Source organism: Ilumatobacter coccineus YM16-304 (assembly GCF_000348785.1).
Classification (GTDB): Bacteria; Actinomycetota; Acidimicrobiia; order Acidimicrobiales; family Ilumatobacteraceae; genus Ilumatobacter_A; species Ilumatobacter_A coccineus.
The window spans coordinates 1333336-1352536 of the sequence record NC_020520.1; the positions used below are offsets into that span (position 1 = coordinate 1333336).

A 19201-nucleotide genomic window follows, 5' to 3' on the forward strand; every position below is an offset into this window, starting at 1 on the left:
GAAACCGACTGACGCAAACCACGCGGCGGCCGCCATCCTGTTGAGCGGAATGGAGACCACCGAACGCGCTGCCGCTGCTGCGGCGATCCTCGACACGGGTCGCTTGCGCTACCCCGAGTCGCTTCCGATCACCGAGCGACACGACGAACTCCTCGAGATCATCCGAGATCACCAGGTCGTGATCGTCGCCGGCGAGACCGGCTCGGGAAAGAGCACCCAGATCCCGAAGCTCTGCATCGAGGCGGGACGCGGTGCCGACGGCGTGATCGGCCACACCCAACCCCGACGCGTCGCGGCGCGGACCATCGCCGAACGCATCGCCGACGAGATCGGCTCCGAACTCGGCGCCGACGTCGGCTACTCCGTCCGGTTCAACGACAACATCAGCGACGGCACGCTCGTCAGAGTCATGACCGACGGCATCCTGCTCGCCGAGATCCAACGCGACCGGATGTTGAGCCGCTACGACACCTTGATCATCGACGAGGCGCACGAGCGCAGCCTCAACATCGACTTCATCCTCGGCTACCTGAAGCAGTTGCTGCCGCGCCGGCGCGACCTCAAGGTGATCGTGACCTCGGCGACCATCGACACCGAGCGGTTCGCCGAGCACTTCGCGAGCGACGACGGTGAACCCGCCCCCATCGTCACGGTGTCGGGACGCACCTTCCCCGTCGAAACGCGCTACCGCCCGTTCGGCGCCGACAACCCCGACGACGAGCACGACCGGCGCGACCAGGTCGACGCGATCGTCGACGCGTGCAAGGAACTGAAGTCGGAAGGCGACGGCGACGTGCTCGTGTTCCTGTCGGGGGAGCGGGAGATCCACGACGCCGCCGATGCGCTCAAACGTCTCGACGAGCCGAGCCTCGAAGTCCTCCCGTTGTACGCCCGGCTCTCGTCGCAGGAGCAACAGCGCATCTGGAAGCCGCACGCCGGTCGACGCATCGTGCTCTCCACCAACGTCGCCGAGACCTCGATCACGGTGCCCGGCGTGCGCTACGTGATCGATGCCGGCACCGCACGTATCTCGCGGTACTCGCGGCGCCTCAAGGTGCAGCGACTCCCGATCGAGGAGGTGTCGAAGGCGTCGGCCAACCAGCGCGCCGGGCGTTGCGGTCGCGTCGCCCCCGGCATCTGCATCCGGCTCTACTCGGAGGAGAACTTCGAGGAACGCCCCGACTTCACCGAACCCGAGATCCTGCGCACCAACCTCGGCTCGGTCATCTTGCAGATGGCCAACATCGGCCTCGGCGACATCGCACGGTTCCCGTTCGTCGAGCCGCCCGACCATCGTTCGATCCGTGACGGCGAGATGCTGCTCGACGAACTCGGCGCGATCCGCACCCGCCCGTCGCCGTCCGGTGACGGCAACACGGTGCGGCTGACCAAGATCGGGCAGCGGCTCGCTCGGCTCCCCGTCGACCCGCGGTTGGCGCGCATGGTCATCGAGGCGGAGCGCCTCAACTGCGTTCGCGAGGTGCTCATCATCGTGTCGGCGTTGTCGATCCAAGACGTCCGCGAGCGCCCCGACGACAAGCGCGAACAGGCCGCCGAGATGCACAACCGCTTCAAGGTCAAGGGCTCCGACCTGCTGTCGCTGGTGAAACTCTGGGACTACACGCGAGAGAAGCAGCGCGAACTGTCGGGCAACCAGTTCCGGCGGATGTGCCGCAGCGAGTTCATCCACTTCCTGCGTCTCCGCGAGTGGATGGACCTGCACAGCCAACTCAAACGCGCCGCCGGTGTGAAGATCAAGAACGCCGAAGCGCATCCCGACCACATCCATCAGGCGCTGCTCGCCGGGCTGCTCTCCCACGTCGGCATGCGAGACCGCGACCGCCGGGCGTTCAAGGGCGCACGGCAGGCCGAGTTCGTCATCGCCCCCGGCTCGGTGCTCACGAAGAAGCCGCCCGACTGGGTGATGGCCGCCGAGCTCGTCGAGACCAACCAGATCTACGCCCGCCGAGTCGCCGAGATCGATCCGCGCTGGGCCGAGAAAGCAGGCGCGCACCTCGTCAAGCGCTCGTACGGCGAGCCGCGTTGGGACCCGAAGGGCGGCCGAGCGGTGGTGACCGAACAGGTGACGCTCTACGGGCTGCCGCTCGTGAGCGACCGCCTGATCGGACTCGATCGCGTCGACCCCGACGCGGCGCGGGCCTGGTTCATCACGAAGGCGTTCGTCGAAGGTGACGTGGCCGAACACTGGTCGAACAAGCATCGCTTCTTCGAGTTCAACGACGGGGTCAGGCGCCGCGTCAGTTCGATGAGCGCTCGCATGCGCGGTGTCGAACTCCTCGACGACCAGACGCTGTTCGACTTCTACGACGAACGCATCGACGACGACGTCACGAGCGCACAGCACTTCGACCGGTGGTGGAAGCAGGAACGCCAGAAGGACGGCAAGCTGCTCGACCTCACCGACCGAGCGCTCGCACGACTGCTCTCCGGCAGTGGCGGAGCCGGCGGCGCGCTGGGCGTGACCGAGTCGTTCCCCGACGTGTGGCGACAGGGCGACATCGAACTGCCGCTGACGTACCGGTACGCACCGGGCGAACCGCTCGACGGCGTCACCGTGCACCTGCCACTCTCCGGGCTCAACCAGATCACCGACGACGGCTTCGACTGGCACGTGCCGGGCAATCGTGACGACGTCGTCGAACAGCTCATGCGGTCACTGCCCAAGCCGATCCGACGCGAACTGGTGCCGTTCAACGACACCGTCGACCTGGTCCTCGACCGACTCGGCGCGCCGAACGGCCGCCTCGTCGATCGGCTCGCCGAGATCGTCAGCGAGATCTCCGACGTGCGCGTCAGCGGTGCCGATTTCGACCCCACGGTGCTCGACCCGCACCTCCGGCTCAACATCGTCGTGTCCGACGACGCCGGCGAGGTCCACGACGTCGGCACCGACCTGGCCGCGATCAAGGCCCGTCTCGTCAGCGCCACCCGGGAGTCGGTCGCCGCAGCCGCGCCGATCGAGGAACGGCGGGGCATCACCTCCTGGGATGTCGGCGACATCCCTCGGGTGGTGGAGTCGAGCGACCGCGGCTTCGACGTTCGGGCCTATCCGACGTTGCTCGACGTGGGCGACAGCGTGGCGCTGCGCGTCGTCACCACGCCCGAACTCCAGGAGCGGGCGATGAAGGGCGGCGTCCGACGACTCCTGCTGCTCGACGGAGCGCCGACCCGTGCGTCGATCGAACGGCTCGTGACCACGGCCGGTCGGTTCGCGCTCACCGGTGCCGACATCGACGTGTCGACACTCGTCGACGACTGCATCGCCGCGGCCGTCGATCAGCTCATGGCCGAGCACGGCGTCGTGCCGTTCACCGAGTCGGGTTTCCGCGAACTCCGAGCCGAGGTCAAGGCCAAGGCGGCCAACCGCGCCGGTGTGGCACTCGGCAAGGCCGTCGCCGTGGTGGCCGCCGCCAACACGGTGAGCCAGCGACTCGCCGATCTGCGCGCCCCCGCCGTCCGATCGTCGGTCGACGATGCCAACATGCACGTCGGTCGCCTCGTACGACCCGGCTTCGTCTCGGCGCACGGCGTCGACCGCCTCGACGACGTCGAGCGATACGTCCGGGCGATCTCGTATCGCCTCGAACACCTCGCCGGCGCCGCGGCGCGCGATCAGCAGCGCATGCTCGAGATCCTGCCGCTGGAGCAACGATTCGCCTCGTTCGTCGACCGATTGCCACCCGGTGCAGCGACCGCCGAGGTCGCCGAAGTGCGCTGGCTGCTCGAGGAACTGCGGGTACAGATCTTCGCCCAACCGGTCGGGACGCGCGGCAAGGTCAGCCCCAAGAAGGTCGCCCAACGTCTCGCTACGATCGGGGCCTGATGAGCAAGCGCACCGGCGTCCGCAACCCGGATCCGATCTCACTCAAGGTCGCGTCCGAGATCGACATCGCGTCGAAGATCGACTCGGCGATCCATCGGCTGAGCCCCATCGAGCAGTCACTGCTGTTTGCCGAGATCTCGATGCTGGCCTACCTGCCCGATTCCGAGGCGACGCCCGTCTTCGAGAAGGTCGGCTTCACCGACGTTCGCTACATCGAGAAAGACGGCTCCCAGGCCTACGAACTCTCGACCGAGACCGATGTGGTCGTCGCCTGCCGGGGCACCGAACCCAACGAGTGGAACGACATCAAGGCCGATGCCAACGCCTTCACCGACCTCGCCGAAACGGTCGGTCGCGTGCACCGCGGCTTCAAGCGAGAGGTCGACGACATCTGGCCCACGCTCGAAGAGACGCTGCGCGACGAATCGCGTGACGTGTGGTTCTGCGGCCACTCGCTCGGCGGGGCCATGGCCCAGATCTGTGCCGGACGGTGCCAACTGTCCGACATCGCCGCCGTGCCCCGCTCGGTCACCACGTTCGGGAGCCCACGAGTCGGCACCAAGCGCTACATCCAGCACGCCAACGTCCGCCACGTCCGCTGGGTCAACAACAACGACGTCGTCACCCGGGTGCCGCCCCGATGGCTGCGGTACCGGCACACCGGCGTGCTGCACTACATCGACCGTCACGGCGAGGTGAACCGCATGTCGAAGAGCAAGCGCGCCGCCGACCGATCGGCCGGCTTCTGGGCGGGGTTGAAGCAACGCAAGTTCGACCACTTCTCCGACCACGCCATCGCCGGCTACGTCACGGCACTCCGCCGCGCCACCAACCGCTGACTCGTTTTGCCCCGCAGATCCGTCACCGGTGACCGCTTCCAGGGGTAAAACGCCGTTGTGCGAAGCTGGGTCGATGGACGACACCCAGCTCGGTCGACTCACCGACGAGACCGTCGAGCTCCTCCAGACGATGATCCGCAACGAGTGCGTCAACGACGGCACTCGCGAGTCCGGCTTCGAATCACGCAACGCCGACGTGTTGCAGCAGATCATCTCCGTGCCCGGCGTCGACGTCGAACGCTTCGAGCCCGTCGAGGGTCGAGCGTCGATCGTCGGCCGCATCGCCGGGTCCGATCCCGACGCACCGAGCCTGTGCCTGATGGGGCACACCGACGTGGTGCCGGTCCACCCGGAGGGATGGGTCAACGACCCGTTCGGTGGCGAACTCATCGACGGTGAGGTGTGGGGGCGCGGCGCGGTCGACATGCTCAACCTCACCGCGTCGATGGCCGTTGCGTTCCGCGAACTGGCCCGCGAGGCCGCAGCCGGGCGATTCCGACCGACCGGCGATCTCGTCTACTTCGGTGTCGCCGATGAGGAGTCGGGGAGCGCGCACGGGGCCCGCTGGATGGCCGACAACCATCCCGACGCGATCCGCGCCGACTACGTGCTCACCGAGAACGGCGGCCTCCACTCCGGTCCGTCCGACGCCCCGTACGTCGGGGTCAACGTCGCCGAGAAGGGCGTCGCCTGGCGCAAGCTCACCGTGCGCGGCGAACCCGGCCACGGCTCCATGCCGTTCCGCAAAGACAACGCACTGATCAAGGCAGCAGGCGTCGTGCAGCGTCTCGCCGACTACCGCCCGGCACCGCGCTTCACCGAACTCTGGCGAACTCGGGTCGACACGCTCGGCCTGCCCGACGACATGAAGCAGCTCCTGCTCGACGAATCGGCCATCGACCAGTTCCTCGACGACCTGCCGTCGGCGCCCGCTGCCGCGCACCTGCACGCCTGCACGCACACCACGTTCTCGCCCAACCTCCTCGACGGCGGACACATGAAGACCAACGTGATCCCCGACCACGTCGAGATCAACGTCGACATCCGCACGCTCCCCGGCGACGGCCCCGAGGAGGTCGACGCCCACCTGCGTGATGCACTCGGCGACCTCGCCGACCACGTCGAGGTCGAGATCATCATCGACGACCCGGCATCGACGAGCCGCGTCGACACGCCGCTGTGGGACTCGATCGCCAAGGCCGTCAACGTGCCGTTCCCCACCGCCCGCCTCACCCCGCAATTGGTCGTCGGGTTCACCGACGCGCGCATCTACCGCGAGATGGGCGCCGTGGCCTACGGGGCCGGGCTGTTCAGCCCGTCACTCGACGCCGGGGAGTTCGGCAGCCGCTTCCACGGCCACAACGAACGCATCGACGTCGAGTCGCTCGCCCTCACCACCCGCCTCTGGCTCCACACCGCCACCGACCTCCTCACCTGAGGCCGCACAGGAACGCCGATGGCTGCGTTCCGTGAACTCGTCGTGTACGGCCCAGTACACGTCCTCGTCACGCGCCTTGCCCTCGGCGCCCCTGAGCAGCCTCAGCAAGCTGACTCTTTGACGTTGGTGAGGTGGCTCCGGGAGCGATGTGATCGACCGCGGTTCAGGTGGCTTGGTATCGGGCGGGGGCGACTTCTTGGGCTTCGCCTCGGTGGAGCATGCGGGCGACGTGCATCTCGGCGCTGCGGGTCTCGACCGACACCAGGAACGGCATTTCGACGTGCGGACGGTAGATGAACCGGTGCTCGGCCATCTCGGCGATCGAACGCGGTTCGCTCAAGAAATCGAGCATCGCGGCATGGCGCCGACCGATCACCGCGTGGAACCCGTCGAGCATCTGGAGAAACGTCTCGCGACCCTCGATCACACCCTTGTGGTGGAACGTGACGTAGAACTCCGCTTCCTCCTCCCGCACGCGCACCAGGCTCTCCTCGAACTGTTCGAGGTCGCTCCACACGTCGCCGTAGTACGGGCCGAACCCGGTCAGATCGATGTCGGAGAGGAAGAACACCCCGTTCATCCTGAACCCGCTGTGGCCACGAGTGTGACCCGGCAGATGCACCGCCTCCACCGTCGTCCCGCCACCGAGATCGAAGACGTGACCGTCACCGAAGCCCTGGGCATCCGGCCGGGGCGTGTAGTGGAACTCGTCGTAGACCTGCTGTTCGAACACGCGCCGAGCCTCGCCGTCGAGCCCGTAGACCGCCATCAGCCCGTCCATCGACGTGACGCCGGGAAGGTCGTCGTGATGCACGTGCACCCGAGCGTCGGCGAAGAAGCCGTTGCCCGCCACATGGTCTTCGTGGCTGTGGCTGTTGATCACCGCATCGATCGGCACCGGCGCCCCGCCCCGAGCCACGACGTCGATCGACGGGTCGATCAGAACCGTTTCGCCGGCCCCACGGATCAGCAACGAGTTGCCGGACGGATACCCGCCCTTGTTCGCCCCCACGAGCACGCTGATGTCATTGGTCAGTCTGCGTTCGTCGGCGCCCCAGTCTGCGATCACGCCATCGAGTCTGGCGCACCGAACGCCAGCGCGACGACACGCCGATTCCGACCATGCCTTCAGTCGCGACGCGATTCGGCCGATAATCGAGACATGCAACCCACGCCCCCTGCACGCGCCCGCCGACGCTCGGCGATCGCCTGCGCGCTCACGATCGCCGCACTCGCCGGGTGCAGCGGCGGTTCCGACGCCAGCGACACGACCGTCGCCACCACCGAACCTCCGGCCGTCGAAGCCGTTGGCCCGAACGGAACCACCGACGTCACAATGGTCGTGACGCTGAACGAGTCGCCGTTCTTCATCACCGAAGACACGCGAGTCGGCTCGCTGTGCGGCGGCGACCAGGGCGCCGGCACCGCCGTCGAGAGCTCACGGGTCGACCTCTTCCGGGAGGAGCAAGAACTCATCGAGAGTCTCACCGGGCCGGGCGTGGTCGACGAGATCGTGCTCGATGACGAGGGCCGTGTGGCAGCGATCACCTGCTCGTTCGGTGTCGAGTTGAACCTCGAAGGAACCGACGCCGAGCCCTACGACCTGATCTTCACCAGCGGTCGAACGGCCGATGCGGTCTCGATCACGCTGCCGGGAATCACGACCGACGAACTCACCGGCGACCTCGAACTCGCGAACTGAGTTCGCTCAACCGAACGCGGCGTCGCGGATCGACCCCGGCAGGGCTCGTTCGGCATACGTGCTCGTGCCGGCACCGAACAGTTCGGTCGCCATGTCGACGACCGCGCCGTAGGCCGCCCACGCCGTCAGGCTGCCGACCGAGACCCGCGCCACACCGAGTGCCGCAAGCTCTGGAATCGTCGGCGTGCCCGGCAACGCGAGCACGTTGACCGGCGCCTCGACCGCCGCGACCACCCGCTCGATCTCGCCGGGCGTCATCAGGCCGGGGGCGTACAGCACATCGGCACCGGCGTCGCGATACGCGACGAGGCGAGCGATCGTGTCGTCGAGATCGCCGGCCCCGTACAGGTGGTTCTCGGCACGCGCGGTGAGGACCAGATCGGCACCGCCCGACTTCGCCGCGGCGACTCGCTCGGCAGCGTCGGCGACCGGACGAACGCGAGCCACGCGCGGGTCGTAGTCCTCGATCGAGAAGCCGGCCGCGTCGGTGTGCGCCAGCAACCGTGCCGTGTCGGCGACGCCATCGGGCGTGTCGGCGAAACAGTCCTCGCTGTCGACGTTCAGCGGCAGACCGGTGGCCGCCGCCATCACCTCGGCGTGCGCGAGCACTTCGTCTCGGGTGACGTGCTGGTCGAGGCGACCCATCGTGGCGGCGTGACCCGAGCTGGTCGTGGCGAGTGCCCGGGCGCCCACCTCGGCCAGCAACTTCGCCGACCCGACGTCGAACGGGTTCGGCATGACGAGGATCTCGTCGGCATGATGCAGTTCGAGGAACCGGGAGCGGAGGTCGGAAGCACGAGTCATGCCCCCGTGTCTACTCCCGCTCGGTCAGCGTGTCTGGCGGAAATCGGGTGTCGACGCCACCACGCCGCCACGCCACCACCGCACCACGGTCAGGCGTCGGCGTCGTCCTGCTTCAGGTCGAGGCTCGCTGAGTTCATGCAGAACCGAGTTCCCGACGGACCGGGCCCGTCGGGGAAGACGTGACCGAGGTGCGCGCCGCAGTTCGCACACACCGCTTCGGTGCGCACCATGCCGTGCGAGCGGTCTTCGCGGACCGTGACCTTCTCGGGGTCGACGGCATCGGTGAACGACGGCCAACCCGAACCCGAGTCGTACTTGGTGTCGGAGGAGAACAGCACCTCGTCACAGACGATGCAGTGATACATCCCCTGCTCTTTGGTGTCGTGGTAGATGCCGGTGAACGGTCGTTCGGTGCCGGCGTTCTGGGTCACTTCGTACTGCTCGGGGGTGAGGCGCTCGCGGAGCTCGGCGTCGGTGGGGATGCTCGTGTCACTCATGGATACAGCTTGCCGCAGTCGACGGCCCTTCGCTCGTGTTTCGGGGTTGTTGTGCGGGGTGTTCGCAGGCGGCTATCGACCGATTCGTACGCTCGCAGCCATGAGACGCTCCGTTGCTTCCGTCACGCTCGCCGCATCGATGACCGTGACCGCATGCACGTCGGGAGGCGGCTCCACCAGCGACAACACCGTCACCGACACGGCGGTACAACCCATCGACACGACGGTCGCTGCGGCGCCGAGTCGATTCGTCTACCCCGACCCGCCGGCGACGCCCGTTGCCACCGAACCCAACCCCGAGGCCGACGCCGCCATCGCTCGCCTCGTCGAGGGCGTGGAGAACGGCTTCTTCGACGCCGGTGGCGTCACCGAACTGAACGGCGTCGGCGATGCGCGGTACGCGTGGTTCGTCGCCGACCTGCTGCGTTTCTTCGGAGGTGACGACGCCGAGGTGCTGGTCGACTCGTTCGAGACCCTGACCGGTGTTGCGATCGACGACGACCCCGACGCTGCCCGCAGCCCCTGGATGAGCGTCACCAACCATCTCATCGCCTGGGACACGCCCGACTATCCCCGCTACCAGGCCGACAAGGGCGGCGTGTTCACGCTGCTGGAGGAGGGCTGGGAGCCGTTCTTCGACGATGCCGACGCCGAGATCGACTGGCGGCACCTGAGCTGGGGCGGCGTGTTCATCGACGATCGCCCGCTCGGCGCGAACAACAACTGCCCGGGAGGGTGCATCCCGGCGCTCGACGACCCGGCGACCACCGACGCCGCCGGCGGAAGCTGGTACCCCGGCGAGCGCATCGTCTTCGGCATCGAACTCGACGGTGACGCGCTCGCGATCCCGCTCAACATCGCCGAGATCCACGAGATGTTCAACCTCACGCTCGGCGGGCGTCGACTCGGCATCCCGTACTGCACGCTGTGCGGGTCGGCACAGGCGTACTTCACCGACACGATCGACACGCTCGACGAGCCGGGGGTGCTGCGCACCTCCGGCCTCCTCGTCCGGTCGAACAAGGTGATGTACGAACTCACCACCCAGTCGGTCTTCGACACGTTCACCGGAGATGCGGTGTCTGGCCCCTTGCAAGAGGCCGACGTGATGCTGGAGGAGACCACGGTGGTGCGCACCACCTGGGACGACTGGCGTGCCGAGCATCCCGACACGCGCATCATCGCCGAGGACGGCGGGATCGGTCGCAGCTACCAACTCGACCCGCTCGGCGGACGCGACGACGACGGACCGATCTTCCCGATCGGCGATGCCGACGCTCGCCTCGACCTGCAAGAACTCGTCGTCGGCGTGATCACCGCCGACGGAACCCCGCTCGCGTTCTCGTCGAGTGCTGCCAAGGCGGCGCTCGACGAGGGCGACGACGTCGTGCTCGCGGGGGTCGCACTCCGGTCATCGGGCGGCGGGCTCGTCGCCGTCGACGCCGACAGCGGTGAGCCGATCGCTGCCCACGAGGCCTTCTGGTTCGCGTGGAGCCAGTTCCATCCCGACACGCTCCTGTGGGAACGGTGACCGGCCGGGGCCGGGCGGCGGGGCCAGGTGATGTCAGGCGGTCGGGTCGGCGCCGATCTGGCGCAGGAACGTGAGCGAGTCCCAGGTGTCGGTGCGCTGCAAAATCTGACCGTCGGCGATGCTGAACCACATGGTGCCGGGGATCTCGATGCGGCAGTCGGTGTCGGCGTGGGTCGCCTGGAACTGGTACTTCACGACGACCTCGGTCGTGGCCTGGCGCTTCATCTCGACGATGTCTTGCACCGAGTACTTCCGATCGGTGAACGTCGCCATGAAGTGGGGGAGTCGCCGCCGGTACTCCTCACGTCCGCAGCAGCCCGATCCGAGTTCGCTCATGTGCTCGTTGCGGAAGCCTTCGGCGACGAAGCCGGCGATCTCGTCGGGGTCGCTCCGAGTGAACGCTTCGAGGTATCCGGTGGCGACGTTGATCGGGGTGTACATCGATCGTGACCGTATCCGGTGCCCGCGCGTGTGTTCCAATGGCGGTGCTGTGACTCACGACGACACATCGACCGACTGGGACCCCGAAGTCGACGACACCGAATGGTGGCGAGACGATCACCTGCCCGATGCCGCCGCCGGCGCAGGTCATCATCGTGGCCGGAGGCGACTGGTGACGATCGTCGGGCTGCTGACGGTGCTGGGCTTCGGCGCAGCCACCGTGGTGAGCACCGGCGGCACCGACCAGCCGGCGGTCACGACACCGACGTCGACGACGACGATCGCGACGCCTGAGTCGGACGTCTGAATCAGTCGAGCAGCGCGGCCAACGCCTTGTCGGCGTGGGCGACGTCGGGGCGATCCTCGTGCTCGATGCGCGACAGGTAGCTCACCGACACGAAGCCCTCTTCGACCGTCCCGGCGTCGGTCTCCGACGGCAGGTCGAGCTTCTCGCCCCACTGCATCGTGACCTTGAAGGCACCGACGCGACCCTCGATCGGTTCGAGTTCGGCGGTGGCGACCGAGCGCGGCGGTTGCAGCCCGATCTCCGCGTGACGCCATCCCTTGATCTCGTCGATCGGCAGGTCGGGCACGTTGAGGTTGACGATCACGGTCTCGGACGGCATGTCGTCGACCAGCGACTGCGCCATGACCTTGGCGCACTCGGCGGCCGACTCCCACTGCTGGTTCAAGATGAGGTCGGACCACGCCTGGCCCTCGACGCCCCAGCCGCTCACCGCCTGGCTCACGGCGATGCCCGACACGTGACCGTTGCGGCCGGTGAGGCAGGCGCCGATCGTGCCCGAGTGGTACACCGCTCGGCCCACGTTCGCCCCCGGGTTGATACCCGACACGATCAGGTCGAACGGACCGCCGAACGCGCCGAGACGCGAGAACATGACGCAGAGTCCGGGCGGGCCGTTGACGGTCCACGCTTCGGCGTCGCAGTCGGGGATCGAGGCCCGCACGATCTCGGGCTGGATCTGGAACAGCGCACCGAGCGCCGCGCCCGCACCGGAGTACTCGGTGTCGGGGGCGACGACCACGATCTCGTGATCGCCGCGCAGGTCGCACATGGCTCGGACCAGGACGTGGAGCCCCACCGAGTCGATGCCGTCGTCGTTGGTCACCAGAATCCGCATGAGCGCATCCTGCCAGTTCGTCGCGTCAAATCGACAGTTCGTGACCGAGATCGAGCTGCATGATGACAAAATCTCGCCACTGGCTGAACGTGTAGCCAACGGCGGGTAAACGGCCGGTTTCCACATAGCCACGGCGAGCGTGGAAACGGATCGATGGCTCGTTCGTGCCGTCGATCGTGGCGAGCATCATGCGGATCCCCGCGTGGCGCGCGTGCGCCTCCAACGCGTCCATCAAGAGGTCGGCGGCGCCCGATCCCTTCGCCGACTCGTCGAGGTAAACGGAGTGCTCGGCCGTGAAGCGGAAGCCCTCGCGGCACGTGCTGTCGCGGAAGTCGCCGTAGCTCGCGACGCCGATCACCTCGGGCGTCGTGCCGTCGGTGCGGACGGCCACGAACACCGGACGACCGGATGCGACGCGGCCTCGCCACCAGTCGAGTCGCTCGTCGACCGAGTGCAGTTGCTCGGTCCACTCGGCGTTGCCCGCCGGGATCGCCTGATTGAAGATGTCGGTGATCTTCTCGAGGTCGTCGTGCGCCGCATCGCGGATCTCGATCGTCATCGGCTCATCGTGCCACGGCGACGTCACGGACGAGGCGATCGATTTCGTTGGCTCGCCAACGTGAAGAGCGTGATGCCGATGGTCACCAGCGCCATGCCGATCACCTGCGGCCAGCGAACCTGCTCGCTGAGGAGGAAGAACGCGAACAGAACGGCCAGTGCCGGTTGTGCGGTCTGCATGACGGTGATGGTCTGGATCGGCAGGTGTTGCTGGGCGAACGCGATGCAGCCGTGCGCGACCATGCCGGTCAGCACCGCGAGCAGCGCGGCCACCATCCAGCCGCGCGGCTGCAGCGAGAAGATCTGATCGCCTTCGAGCACCACTGCCATCGGCACGGTGGTGAGCAACCCGGCGGGCACCATGCACGCCATGAACGTGACCGTGTCGACGCCTCGGGCACGAGCGCGTTTCGTGAACATGAGGTAGCAGGTCCAGATGCCGACGACGAGGAGGACGAGCAGGTCGCCGCTCAACGACGAGGTGCCCGACGACGGGCCGAAGAACAAAACGAGCGCGACGCCGACGAGCGAGATCACCCCGAACTTCATCGGTGCGAAATCGGGCCGCTCCTTGAACAGCAGGGCACTCGCGGGCACCGCGACGAGCGGCGTCAGCGACGAGATGAACTCGAGGTGAGCGATGCTCGTGCGCGTGACCGCGGTGAACAGCGTCGAGATGTTGAGCCCGAACAGCAGGCCGGCCGGCGCGACGAGCTTCCAGGTGCGAGCGTCGGGAAACGGGCGCCGCGTGGCGACCATGACGACCCACCAGAGTCCGAGCGCGAACCACATGCGCCAGAACGCGATGACCACGCCCGGCTCGCCCGACCACTTCACGATCGGTGTGCTCAACGCGAAGCTGACGATGGCCGCGGCGATTGCCACGACACCCACCGGCGCCGGGCTCGCCCCCGCCGCTGGTCTCGACCGGCTCAAAGGCCGGGGAGTGCGAACCAGGCGTCGACCGCGCCCTGATCGCCGCGCAGGTCGACGGTGGACACGTCGGCGCGTCCCATCATCACGAGCAGCAGATCGCTCGACGTCCCCCGCAGTGCGGCGTCGCCGTGGCGGTGCACCGCCTCCATGCGGTACTCGCCGCCTTCGCCCCACACGATCCACTCACCGGCGCCACCCGGGACGTCGTCGTTGGTGCAGTGCAGGTGCAGGCTGACGTCCGGGACCGTCGCCTGCTCGCGGATCAACACCCGCGGCAGCATCATCTCGAAGAACTCACCGAGGCCCGCCGTGGCGAGCGTCGGGTCGAGCGACGACTCGCCCGCCGTGGCGACTTCGGCGTCCCAGCGGTGGATCATCGTCTCGATGGCCAGACGTCGAGGCCACACCCACGCCTGTTGTTCGGCGGGGAACGGATGCCACGTGTCGTCGTCGGGCTTCGTCGCCCCGACCGCCTCGGCCAGGGCGTCGGCACCGTCTCGCAGCCAGGCTGCCAGGTCGTCGCCCGACGCATCGGGTTGCGGTTTCGGGCCGTCGAGCGAGGTCGGGGGAGCAGCGTGTCGAATCGCCTGCGTGGCCCACCGATGCACGCCGCCGGTGTGCACCAGCAGCGCGCGCAGATCCCAGTCGGGGCACGCCGTGATCGGTGCATCGAGCGGGCCGGATTCGGCGCAGGCAGCGAGCCGATCGACGTCGTCACGAAGCGCGGCGACGTACTCGGCGGGGGACACATCAGGGTTCACAGTTCGCGACGGTAGCCTTTTCACCATGAGTCCTCTCGAAGCATTGGCGGCGGAATCTGGTGACTCCAACCAGAGTGAGCCGATCATCTCGGTCACGCCCGAGGCCATCGAGAACCTGCGCGAACTCCGTGACGACGAGCCCGACGGCGACCAGCTCGGCCTGCGTCTCGCGATCGCCTCGAAGCCCGGCGAAGACTTCCGCTACGACCTGTCGTTCGAAGAATTCCTCAAAGCGGCGTTCACCGACGAGGTCCGCACGCACGACGGCATGAAGATCATCATTCCTGGTGACGACGTCGAACTGCTCACCGGCGCCACGCTCGACTACTCCACGGCGCAGGGTCTGGTCATCCGCAACCCGAACCGTCCCTCCGCCCCGAGCGTCGAAGGTCTCACCAGCGACGACGAACTCTCGGCCGAAGTCGAAGCGCTCGTCTCGACCGAGGTCAACCCGGCGCTCGCCGCGCACGGCGGGTTCGTCACCTACGTCGGCCACGACGGCGAAGGCACCGCCTACCTCACCATGGGCGGCGGCTGCCACGGCTGCTCGATGAGCAAGATGACCATGCTCGACGGCGTGCAGACCATGCTCGTCGACGCCATCGAAGCGATCGAACGAGTCAAAGACCTCACCGATCACTCCACCGGCGAATCCCCCTTCTATTCGTGACGACGACCAGGAACGCCGCTCGCTGCGTTCCGTGTGCTCGTCGCTGACGCCCAGTCACTCTCCCTCGCAACGCTCCTTGCGAGCGACGCCCCTGATCGCCGTCAGCAAGCTGAACCGACGCGCCGAGCGTGAGTCGTCGCGGGTGAGTTGTCGAGGGGGAGTTCTGGACCGGCCGGGTTTTACCTCTTGACCGAACCTTGGGAACGGACCTGCTCCTGACACCAATCGAGTCGGCTTTGCAAGTCGATCTTGAGCTCGGATTCCTTCTCGGCGAGGCTGGCTTCGGTGCGTTCAAGAAGACTCTCCAAGTGATCGACGACGGGGGTCAGAGCTATGCCCGTCGGCGGGAGCTCTTCGAGGGTGGAAAGACTGACTACGACGGGTTCAGAATCTGACCGTCCCGAGAGCAGGATGTTCACCTCTCCGCCGAAGCCATCGTGGTCGGCACGGTGAGCGATCCGCCTGCTCGCGTGGCGAAGGAGTTCCTGGTGCATCGCATCGGACCCGTAGTCCCAGCCGTCGAGTAGATCGTGGAGCCGAGCGCGTTGTCCCGTTCCCGTAGCCGCTTTCCCGGAAGTGAACGATCGGCGATATCTAATGAGTCCGCTTGTCCAGATGGAGCCGACGAGCAGTTCGCGATCGAGTCCCGGTAGCCCGTCGGGCCATTCGGCGTCGAGGGCTTCGCATGACTCCAGCCATCGAAAACAGCCGTGGCTCTCAATCAGGTCGGACTGCATAGCGAACAGATCGAGCAACTCCGCCGCCCTTGGCCCGTCGTACTCGAACATCTCGCCGGTCACGATCGAACGGTATCAGTGTCATTCTCTGCCGGAACCCAGATGTTCGCTAGTCAGTCTCTCGCGCCTTGCGAGCGACGCCCCTGATCGCCGTCAGCAAGCTGAACTGACGAGCCGAGCGTGAGTCGGCGAGGGCGAATTCTGGGCTGGCCGAACATCACCTCTTGGCGAGGCGACGCAGCGGTGGTTCGGTCTTGGGTGGTTGTTTGCGGGGCGGGAGTTCGGCGAGCAGGCGTGTGGAGATCGCGGTGATCTCGGCGACGGCTCGCTCGAAGGCCTCCTCGGTCGCCGCCGACGTCTTCTGCACACCGCTGATCTTGCGGACGTACTGACGAGCCCCGGCCTCGATCTCTTCTGCCGTTGCGGCCGGCTCGAGGCCTCGCAACGTCGTGATGTTGCGGCACATGATCAGCCGGCGAGCAGATCGTGGTGTGCCGGGTCGGCGTCCATGTGTGCCGCGGCGAACGGGCACAGCGGACGCACGAGGAGTTGTCGCTGGCGCACGTCGTCGAGGATGCCGCGCATCAACGTGTCGGCGAAACCCTTGCCGCGGTGTTTGGGTGACGTCTCGACGTGGGGGATGGTGATGACGCCGTCGGCGAGGCGATACGTCGCGAGTCCGACGGTGTCGCCGTCGAGTCGGAGTTCGTAGCGCCCGTCGTCCGGGACGTCGACGACGGTGAGTTCTGGATCGGCCATGGCAACAGTCTACCGAACCCGCTACCCTCATTCTCAATGAGTGAGAATCACGGCGAGCGCGAGCGCGAGCATCAGCACCGGTCCAGCGGTGCGCGCCTCGGCGTCGCTGCGGCCGCCAACACCGCGTTCGCCGTGGTGCAAGTGGTCGTCGGCATCGCCATCGGCTCCGTCGTGGTGCTCGCCGATGCCGCGCACCAGGCCGTCGACGCGCTCGGGCTGATCACCGCGTGGATCGCGCTGCGCATCGCCCGTCGTCCGGCATCCGACGACTGGTCGTACGGGCTGGGCAAGGCCGATGCGCTCGGCGGGTTCATGTCGGGGATCTTCCTCGTGGGTTCGGTCGTGTGGATCGTCGTCGAATCGATTCGTCGACTCGTCGAACCCGAAGCGGTCGAAGGTGGCGGTGTGGTCCTGATCGGACTCATCGCGATCGCGGTCAACGGCGCGGGGGTGCTGCTCGTCGGCCACTCGCACGGCGACGAGGCGATCTCGATGCGCGCCGCCCGGCTGCATCTGCTGGCCGATCTCGCCGGCTCGGTCGTGGTGGTCGTCACCGGCGTGCTGCTGGTCGTCACCGATGCGGCATGGCTCGACCCCACCGCGTCGCTGCTCGTGTCGCTCGCTGTGCTGTGGTCGACCTGGCATCTGCTCGGTGCCGCCGTCGACGTCCTGCTCGACCGTCGACCGAGCGGCATCGGCGCATCCGACCTGTCGATGTTGTTGATCGGGCATCCCGATGTCGACGACGCCCACCACGTCCACATCCGCTCGTTGGGCGGCGGTCGACATGCCGCGTCTGCGCACGTCGTGGTCGACGGTGCCGTGTCGGCACACCGGTCGCAGGAGATCAGCGGTGAACTGTCGGTCGCGGTCGAGACGACGCTCGGGATCGAACACCTGACGTTGCAGGTCGAGTGTGAGCACGGCTGTGCCGACGCCGGTGCTCTACGCTGACGGCGATGTCACGGGAAATGCAACGACGACTGGTGTTGTTCGGCGTCGCGCTCGTGGTGCTCACCATGGTGATCGCCACGATGCCCCTCTGATCCGCCCCGGACGGTTTGTCTCAGAGACAAAGCGTCCGGCTTCGAGGCGTCGGCGGGCTGGGCCGTCTGCAACGCTGGACGGATGAACGGGATCGTTTCGTACGGCGTCCACCTTCCCTACTGGCGACTCGACCGGTCGAAGATCACGCAGACGCTCGGCCAGGGTGGCGGGCGCGGCACGCGCAGCGTCGCCTCGTTCGACGAAGACGCCACGTCGATGGGCGTCGAAGCCGGGCGGCGAGCACTCGCCGCCGCGGCTCCCGGCTACGGCGGTCCCGGCATCCTGGCCTACGCCACCACTGCGCCCGGCTACCTCGACAAGACCAATGCCACCGCGATCCACGCTGCGCTGCGCCTCGACGACTGCGTACCGGCCTTCGACGTGGGCGGCGCCGCGAAGTCGGGCACGGCAGCGACGATCATGGCGCACAACGGCGGGATCGCCGTGCTCTCCGACGTGCGGACGGGCCGACCGGGTTCGGCCGACGAGGCCGCTGGTGGGGACGCCGCGGTCGCGCTGATCTTCGGCGACGACGCCGTCATCGCCGAGCCGGTCGGCTACGCGCCGGTCACCGCCGAGTTCGTCGACCGGTGGCGCGTGCCGGGGGAGTCGTACTCGCGGCAGTGGGAGGAACGCTTCGGCGAGCACGCGTACGTTCCGCTCGCGACCCAGGCGGTCGGCGACGTGCTCAAGCAAGCCGATGTACAGATCGGCGATGTCGATCACGCGATCGTCGCCGGGCTGCACACTCGGTCGGTCAAGGCGGTGTCGAAGCAGTTGGGGTGCGCTCCCGAGCGACTCGCCGACGATCTGCTGGACACGATCGGCAACACCGGCACCGCGCACTGGGCGCTCATGCTCGCCAACGTGCTCGACCAGGCGTCACCCGGTGACCTGGTCCTCGTCGCGCATCTCGCCGACGGATGCGACGCGTCGTTGCTGCGCGTCACCGACGAGATCGTGGCGTTCCGCGAGCGCCAGCGCTCGACCGCCGCCGAGCAGCTCGCCGCGACGACCACCGAGCTCGACTACTCGTCGTTCATGACCTGGCGCGGATTTCTCGAGCGCGAGCCGCCGCGACGCCCCGAGCCCGACCGGCCCGCATCGCCACCGAGTCTGCGCGGCAACGCGTGGAAGTACGGCTTCGTCGGCGGGCAGGACGACGGTGGCTTCATCCACCTGCCACCCGGGCGGGTCAGCGTCGAATCGGGCGCGATCGACGAGATGACGCCGGTGCCGATGGCCGACCGCCGGGCGACGATCGCGACGTTCACCATCGACCGGCTGGCGTACAGCCTCGCTCCGCCCGTCGTGGCGGCGATCGTCGACTTCGACGGCGGTGGGCGCATGCAGGTCGAACTCACCGACGTCGACCCGGCCGAGGTGAAGATCGGCGATCGAGTCGAGATGACCTTTCGACGGCTCTACACCGTCGACGGCATCCACAACCACTTCTGGAAAGCGCGACCGGTCAGGTCCTGAACAGCGAAGGATT

20 protein-coding genes are annotated in these 19201 nt (G+C 67.5%); 9 read left to right on the top strand and 11 right to left on the bottom strand.

Going from position 1 to position 19201, the window contains the following annotated elements; translation table 11 throughout:
* Positions 1-49 precede the first annotated feature (49 nt).
* From hrpA to YM304_RS06025, 3 genes are all read left to right on the top strand, one after another.
* A complete protein-coding gene (hrpA, locus tag YM304_RS06015; protein ID WP_015440762.1) occupies positions 50-3844 on the top strand; it encodes an ATP-dependent RNA helicase HrpA in 3795 nt (1264 codons plus the stop codon).
* Complete coding sequence (locus tag YM304_RS06020; RefSeq protein ID WP_015440763.1) at positions 3844-4683, top strand: lipase family protein; 840 nt, start codon at positions 3844-3846, stop codon at positions 4681-4683. The genes hrpA and YM304_RS06020 overlap by 1 nt, the downstream gene beginning before the upstream one ends.
* A gap of 73 nt (positions 4684-4756) precedes the next feature.
* The gene (locus YM304_RS06025) at positions 4757-6121 is read left to right on the top strand and encodes a M20/M25/M40 family metallo-hydrolase (RefSeq protein WP_015440764.1); all 1365 of its coding nucleotides are present in this window, start codon (positions 4757-4759) and stop codon (positions 6119-6121) included.
* A 163-nt stretch (positions 6122-6284) separates the two neighbouring features.
* Here YM304_RS06025 and YM304_RS06030 read toward each other — a convergent pair whose 3' ends face one another.
* Positions 6285-7190, bottom strand: coding sequence for an MBL fold metallo-hydrolase (locus YM304_RS06030; protein WP_015440765.1), 906 nt, complete (start codon positions 7188-7190; stop codon positions 6285-6287).
* 93 nt (positions 7191-7283) lie between these two features.
* On the opposite strand from YM304_RS06030, the gene YM304_RS06035 reads away from it, so the two are divergent.
* Positions 7284-7823: a hypothetical protein gene (locus YM304_RS06035; RefSeq protein WP_015440766.1), complete on the top strand. Its 540-nt coding sequence runs from the start codon at positions 7284-7286 to the stop codon at positions 7821-7823.
* 6 nt (positions 7824-7829) lie between these two features.
* On the opposite strand, the gene YM304_RS06040 is transcribed toward YM304_RS06035, so the two are convergent.
* Entirely contained in the window at positions 7830-8627 is a 798-nt protein-coding gene (locus tag YM304_RS06040; RefSeq protein ID WP_015440767.1) for an isocitrate lyase/PEP mutase family protein, read from the bottom strand.
* Positions 8628-8716: 89 nt separating this feature from the next.
* Positions 8717-9124, bottom strand: a complete 408-nt coding sequence (msrB, locus tag YM304_RS06045) for a peptide-methionine (R)-S-oxide reductase MsrB (protein WP_015440768.1) — start codon at positions 9122-9124, stop codon at positions 8717-8719.
* 100 nt (positions 9125-9224) lie between these two features.
* Between msrB and YM304_RS06050 the strand changes: the two genes are divergently transcribed.
* The gene (locus tag YM304_RS06050; RefSeq protein WP_015440769.1) at positions 9225-10655 is read left to right on the top strand and encodes a DUF3179 domain-containing (seleno)protein; all 1431 of its coding nucleotides are present in this window, start codon (positions 9225-9227) and stop codon (positions 10653-10655) included.
* A gap of 33 nt (positions 10656-10688) precedes the next feature.
* Here YM304_RS06050 and YM304_RS06055 read toward each other — a convergent pair whose 3' ends face one another.
* Positions 10689-11096 (bottom strand): ester cyclase, encoded by a 408-nt coding sequence (locus YM304_RS06055; protein ID WP_015440770.1) that lies wholly within the window; start codon positions 11094-11096, stop codon positions 10689-10691.
* A 49-nt stretch (positions 11097-11145) separates the two neighbouring features.
* Here YM304_RS06055 and YM304_RS06060 point away from each other — a divergent pair, with 49 nt between their 5' ends.
* Positions 11146-11403, top strand: coding sequence for a hypothetical protein (locus YM304_RS06060; RefSeq protein ID WP_154723327.1), 258 nt, complete (start codon positions 11146-11148; stop codon positions 11401-11403).
* A gap of 1 nt (position 11404) precedes the next feature.
* Here YM304_RS06060 and surE read toward each other — a convergent pair whose 3' ends face one another.
* Genes surE through YM304_RS06080 form a run of 4 tightly spaced genes read right to left on the bottom strand, consistent with a single transcriptional unit; the run spans position 11405 to position 14493 of the window.
* Complete coding sequence (gene surE, locus YM304_RS06065) at positions 11405-12238, bottom strand: 5'/3'-nucleotidase SurE (protein WP_015440772.1); 834 nt, start codon at positions 12236-12238, stop codon at positions 11405-11407.
* Positions 12239-12263: 25 nt separating this feature from the next.
* Complete coding sequence (locus YM304_RS06070; RefSeq protein WP_015440773.1) at positions 12264-12797, bottom strand: GNAT family N-acetyltransferase; 534 nt, start codon at positions 12795-12797, stop codon at positions 12264-12266.
* A 23-nt stretch (positions 12798-12820) separates the two neighbouring features.
* The gene (locus tag YM304_RS06075) at positions 12821-13681 is read right to left on the bottom strand and encodes a DMT family transporter (protein ID WP_162142041.1); all 861 of its coding nucleotides are present in this window, start codon (positions 13679-13681) and stop codon (positions 12821-12823) included.
* Positions 13682-13728: 47 nt separating this feature from the next.
* On the bottom strand, positions 13729-14493 hold the full coding sequence (locus YM304_RS06080) for a maleylpyruvate isomerase family mycothiol-dependent enzyme (protein WP_015440775.1): 765 nt from the start codon (positions 14491-14493) through the stop codon (positions 13729-13731).
* Positions 14494-14518: 25 nt separating this feature from the next.
* Between YM304_RS06080 and YM304_RS22105 the strand changes: the two genes are divergently transcribed.
* On the top strand, positions 14519-15163 hold the full coding sequence (locus YM304_RS22105; protein WP_015440776.1) for a NifU family protein: 645 nt from the start codon (positions 14519-14521) through the stop codon (positions 15161-15163).
* 179 nt (positions 15164-15342) lie between these two features.
* On the opposite strand, the gene YM304_RS06090 is transcribed toward YM304_RS22105, so the two are convergent.
* From YM304_RS06090 to YM304_RS06100, 3 genes are all read right to left on the bottom strand, one after another.
* A complete protein-coding gene (locus YM304_RS06090; protein WP_015440777.1) occupies positions 15343-15963 on the bottom strand; it encodes a hypothetical protein in 621 nt (206 codons plus the stop codon).
* 154 nt (positions 15964-16117) lie between these two features.
* Positions 16118-16366 carry a DUF2277 domain-containing protein gene (locus tag YM304_RS06095; protein WP_015440778.1) on the bottom strand — a complete coding sequence of 83 codons (249 nt, stop codon included), beginning with the start codon at positions 16364-16366 and terminating at the stop codon, positions 16118-16120.
* A gap of 2 nt (positions 16367-16368) precedes the next feature.
* Positions 16369-16659 (bottom strand): GNAT family N-acetyltransferase, encoded by a 291-nt coding sequence (locus YM304_RS06100; RefSeq protein ID WP_015440779.1) that lies wholly within the window; start codon positions 16657-16659, stop codon positions 16369-16371.
* 36 nt (positions 16660-16695) lie between these two features.
* On the opposite strand from YM304_RS06100, the gene YM304_RS06105 reads away from it, so the two are divergent.
* Together YM304_RS06105 and YM304_RS06110 are read left to right on the top strand one after the other, a co-directional pair.
* Positions 16696-17613, top strand: coding sequence for a cation diffusion facilitator family transporter (locus YM304_RS06105; RefSeq protein WP_015440780.1), 918 nt, complete (start codon positions 16696-16698; stop codon positions 17611-17613).
* 174 nt (positions 17614-17787) lie between these two features.
* Positions 17788-19188 (top strand): OB-fold domain-containing protein, encoded by a 1401-nt coding sequence (locus YM304_RS06110; RefSeq protein ID WP_015440781.1) that lies wholly within the window; start codon positions 17788-17790, stop codon positions 19186-19188.
* Positions 19189-19201 lie beyond the last annotated feature (13 nt).

Excerpts from the sequence above, each read along its gene's own strand:
- hrpA (WP_015440762.1), top strand. The coding sequence starts at position 50 with ATGGAGACCACCGAACGCGCTGCCGCTGCTGCGGCGATCCTCGACACG.
- YM304_RS06020 (WP_015440763.1), top strand. The coding sequence starts at position 3,844 with ATGAGCAAGCGCACCGGCGTCCGCAACCCGGATCCGATCTCACTCAAG.
- YM304_RS06025 (WP_015440764.1), top strand. The coding sequence starts at position 4,757 with ATGGACGACACCCAGCTCGGTCGACTCACCGACGAGACCGTCGAGCTC.
- YM304_RS06035 (WP_015440766.1), top strand. The coding sequence starts at position 7,284 with ATGCAACCCACGCCCCCTGCACGCGCCCGCCGACGCTCGGCGATCGCC.
- YM304_RS06040 (WP_015440767.1), bottom strand. The coding sequence starts at position 8,627 with ATGACTCGTGCTTCCGACCTCCGCTCCCGGTTCCTCGAACTGCATCAT.
- msrB (WP_015440768.1), bottom strand. The coding sequence starts at position 9,124 with ATGAGTGACACGAGCATCCCCACCGACGCCGAGCTCCGCGAGCGCCTC.
- YM304_RS06050 (WP_015440769.1), top strand. The coding sequence starts at position 9,225 with ATGAGACGCTCCGTTGCTTCCGTCACGCTCGCCGCATCGATGACCGTG.
- YM304_RS06055 (WP_015440770.1), bottom strand. The coding sequence starts at position 11,096 with ATGTACACCCCGATCAACGTCGCCACCGGATACCTCGAAGCGTTCACT.
- surE (WP_015440772.1), bottom strand. The coding sequence starts at position 12,238 with ATGCGGATTCTGGTGACCAACGACGACGGCATCGACTCGGTGGGGCTC.
- YM304_RS06070 (WP_015440773.1), bottom strand. The coding sequence starts at position 12,797 with ATGACGATCGAGATCCGCGATGCGGCGCACGACGACCTCGAGAAGATC.
- YM304_RS22105 (WP_015440776.1), top strand. The coding sequence starts at position 14,519 with ATGAGTCCTCTCGAAGCATTGGCGGCGGAATCTGGTGACTCCAACCAG.
- YM304_RS06095 (WP_015440778.1), bottom strand. The coding sequence starts at position 16,366 with ATGTGCCGCAACATCACGACGTTGCGAGGCCTCGAGCCGGCCGCAACG.
- YM304_RS06100 (WP_015440779.1), bottom strand. The coding sequence starts at position 16,659 with ATGGCCGATCCAGAACTCACCGTCGTCGACGTCCCGGACGACGGGCGC.
- YM304_RS06105 (WP_015440780.1), top strand. The coding sequence starts at position 16,696 with ATGAGTGAGAATCACGGCGAGCGCGAGCGCGAGCATCAGCACCGGTCC.
- YM304_RS06110 (WP_015440781.1), top strand. The coding sequence starts at position 17,788 with ATGAACGGGATCGTTTCGTACGGCGTCCACCTTCCCTACTGGCGACTC.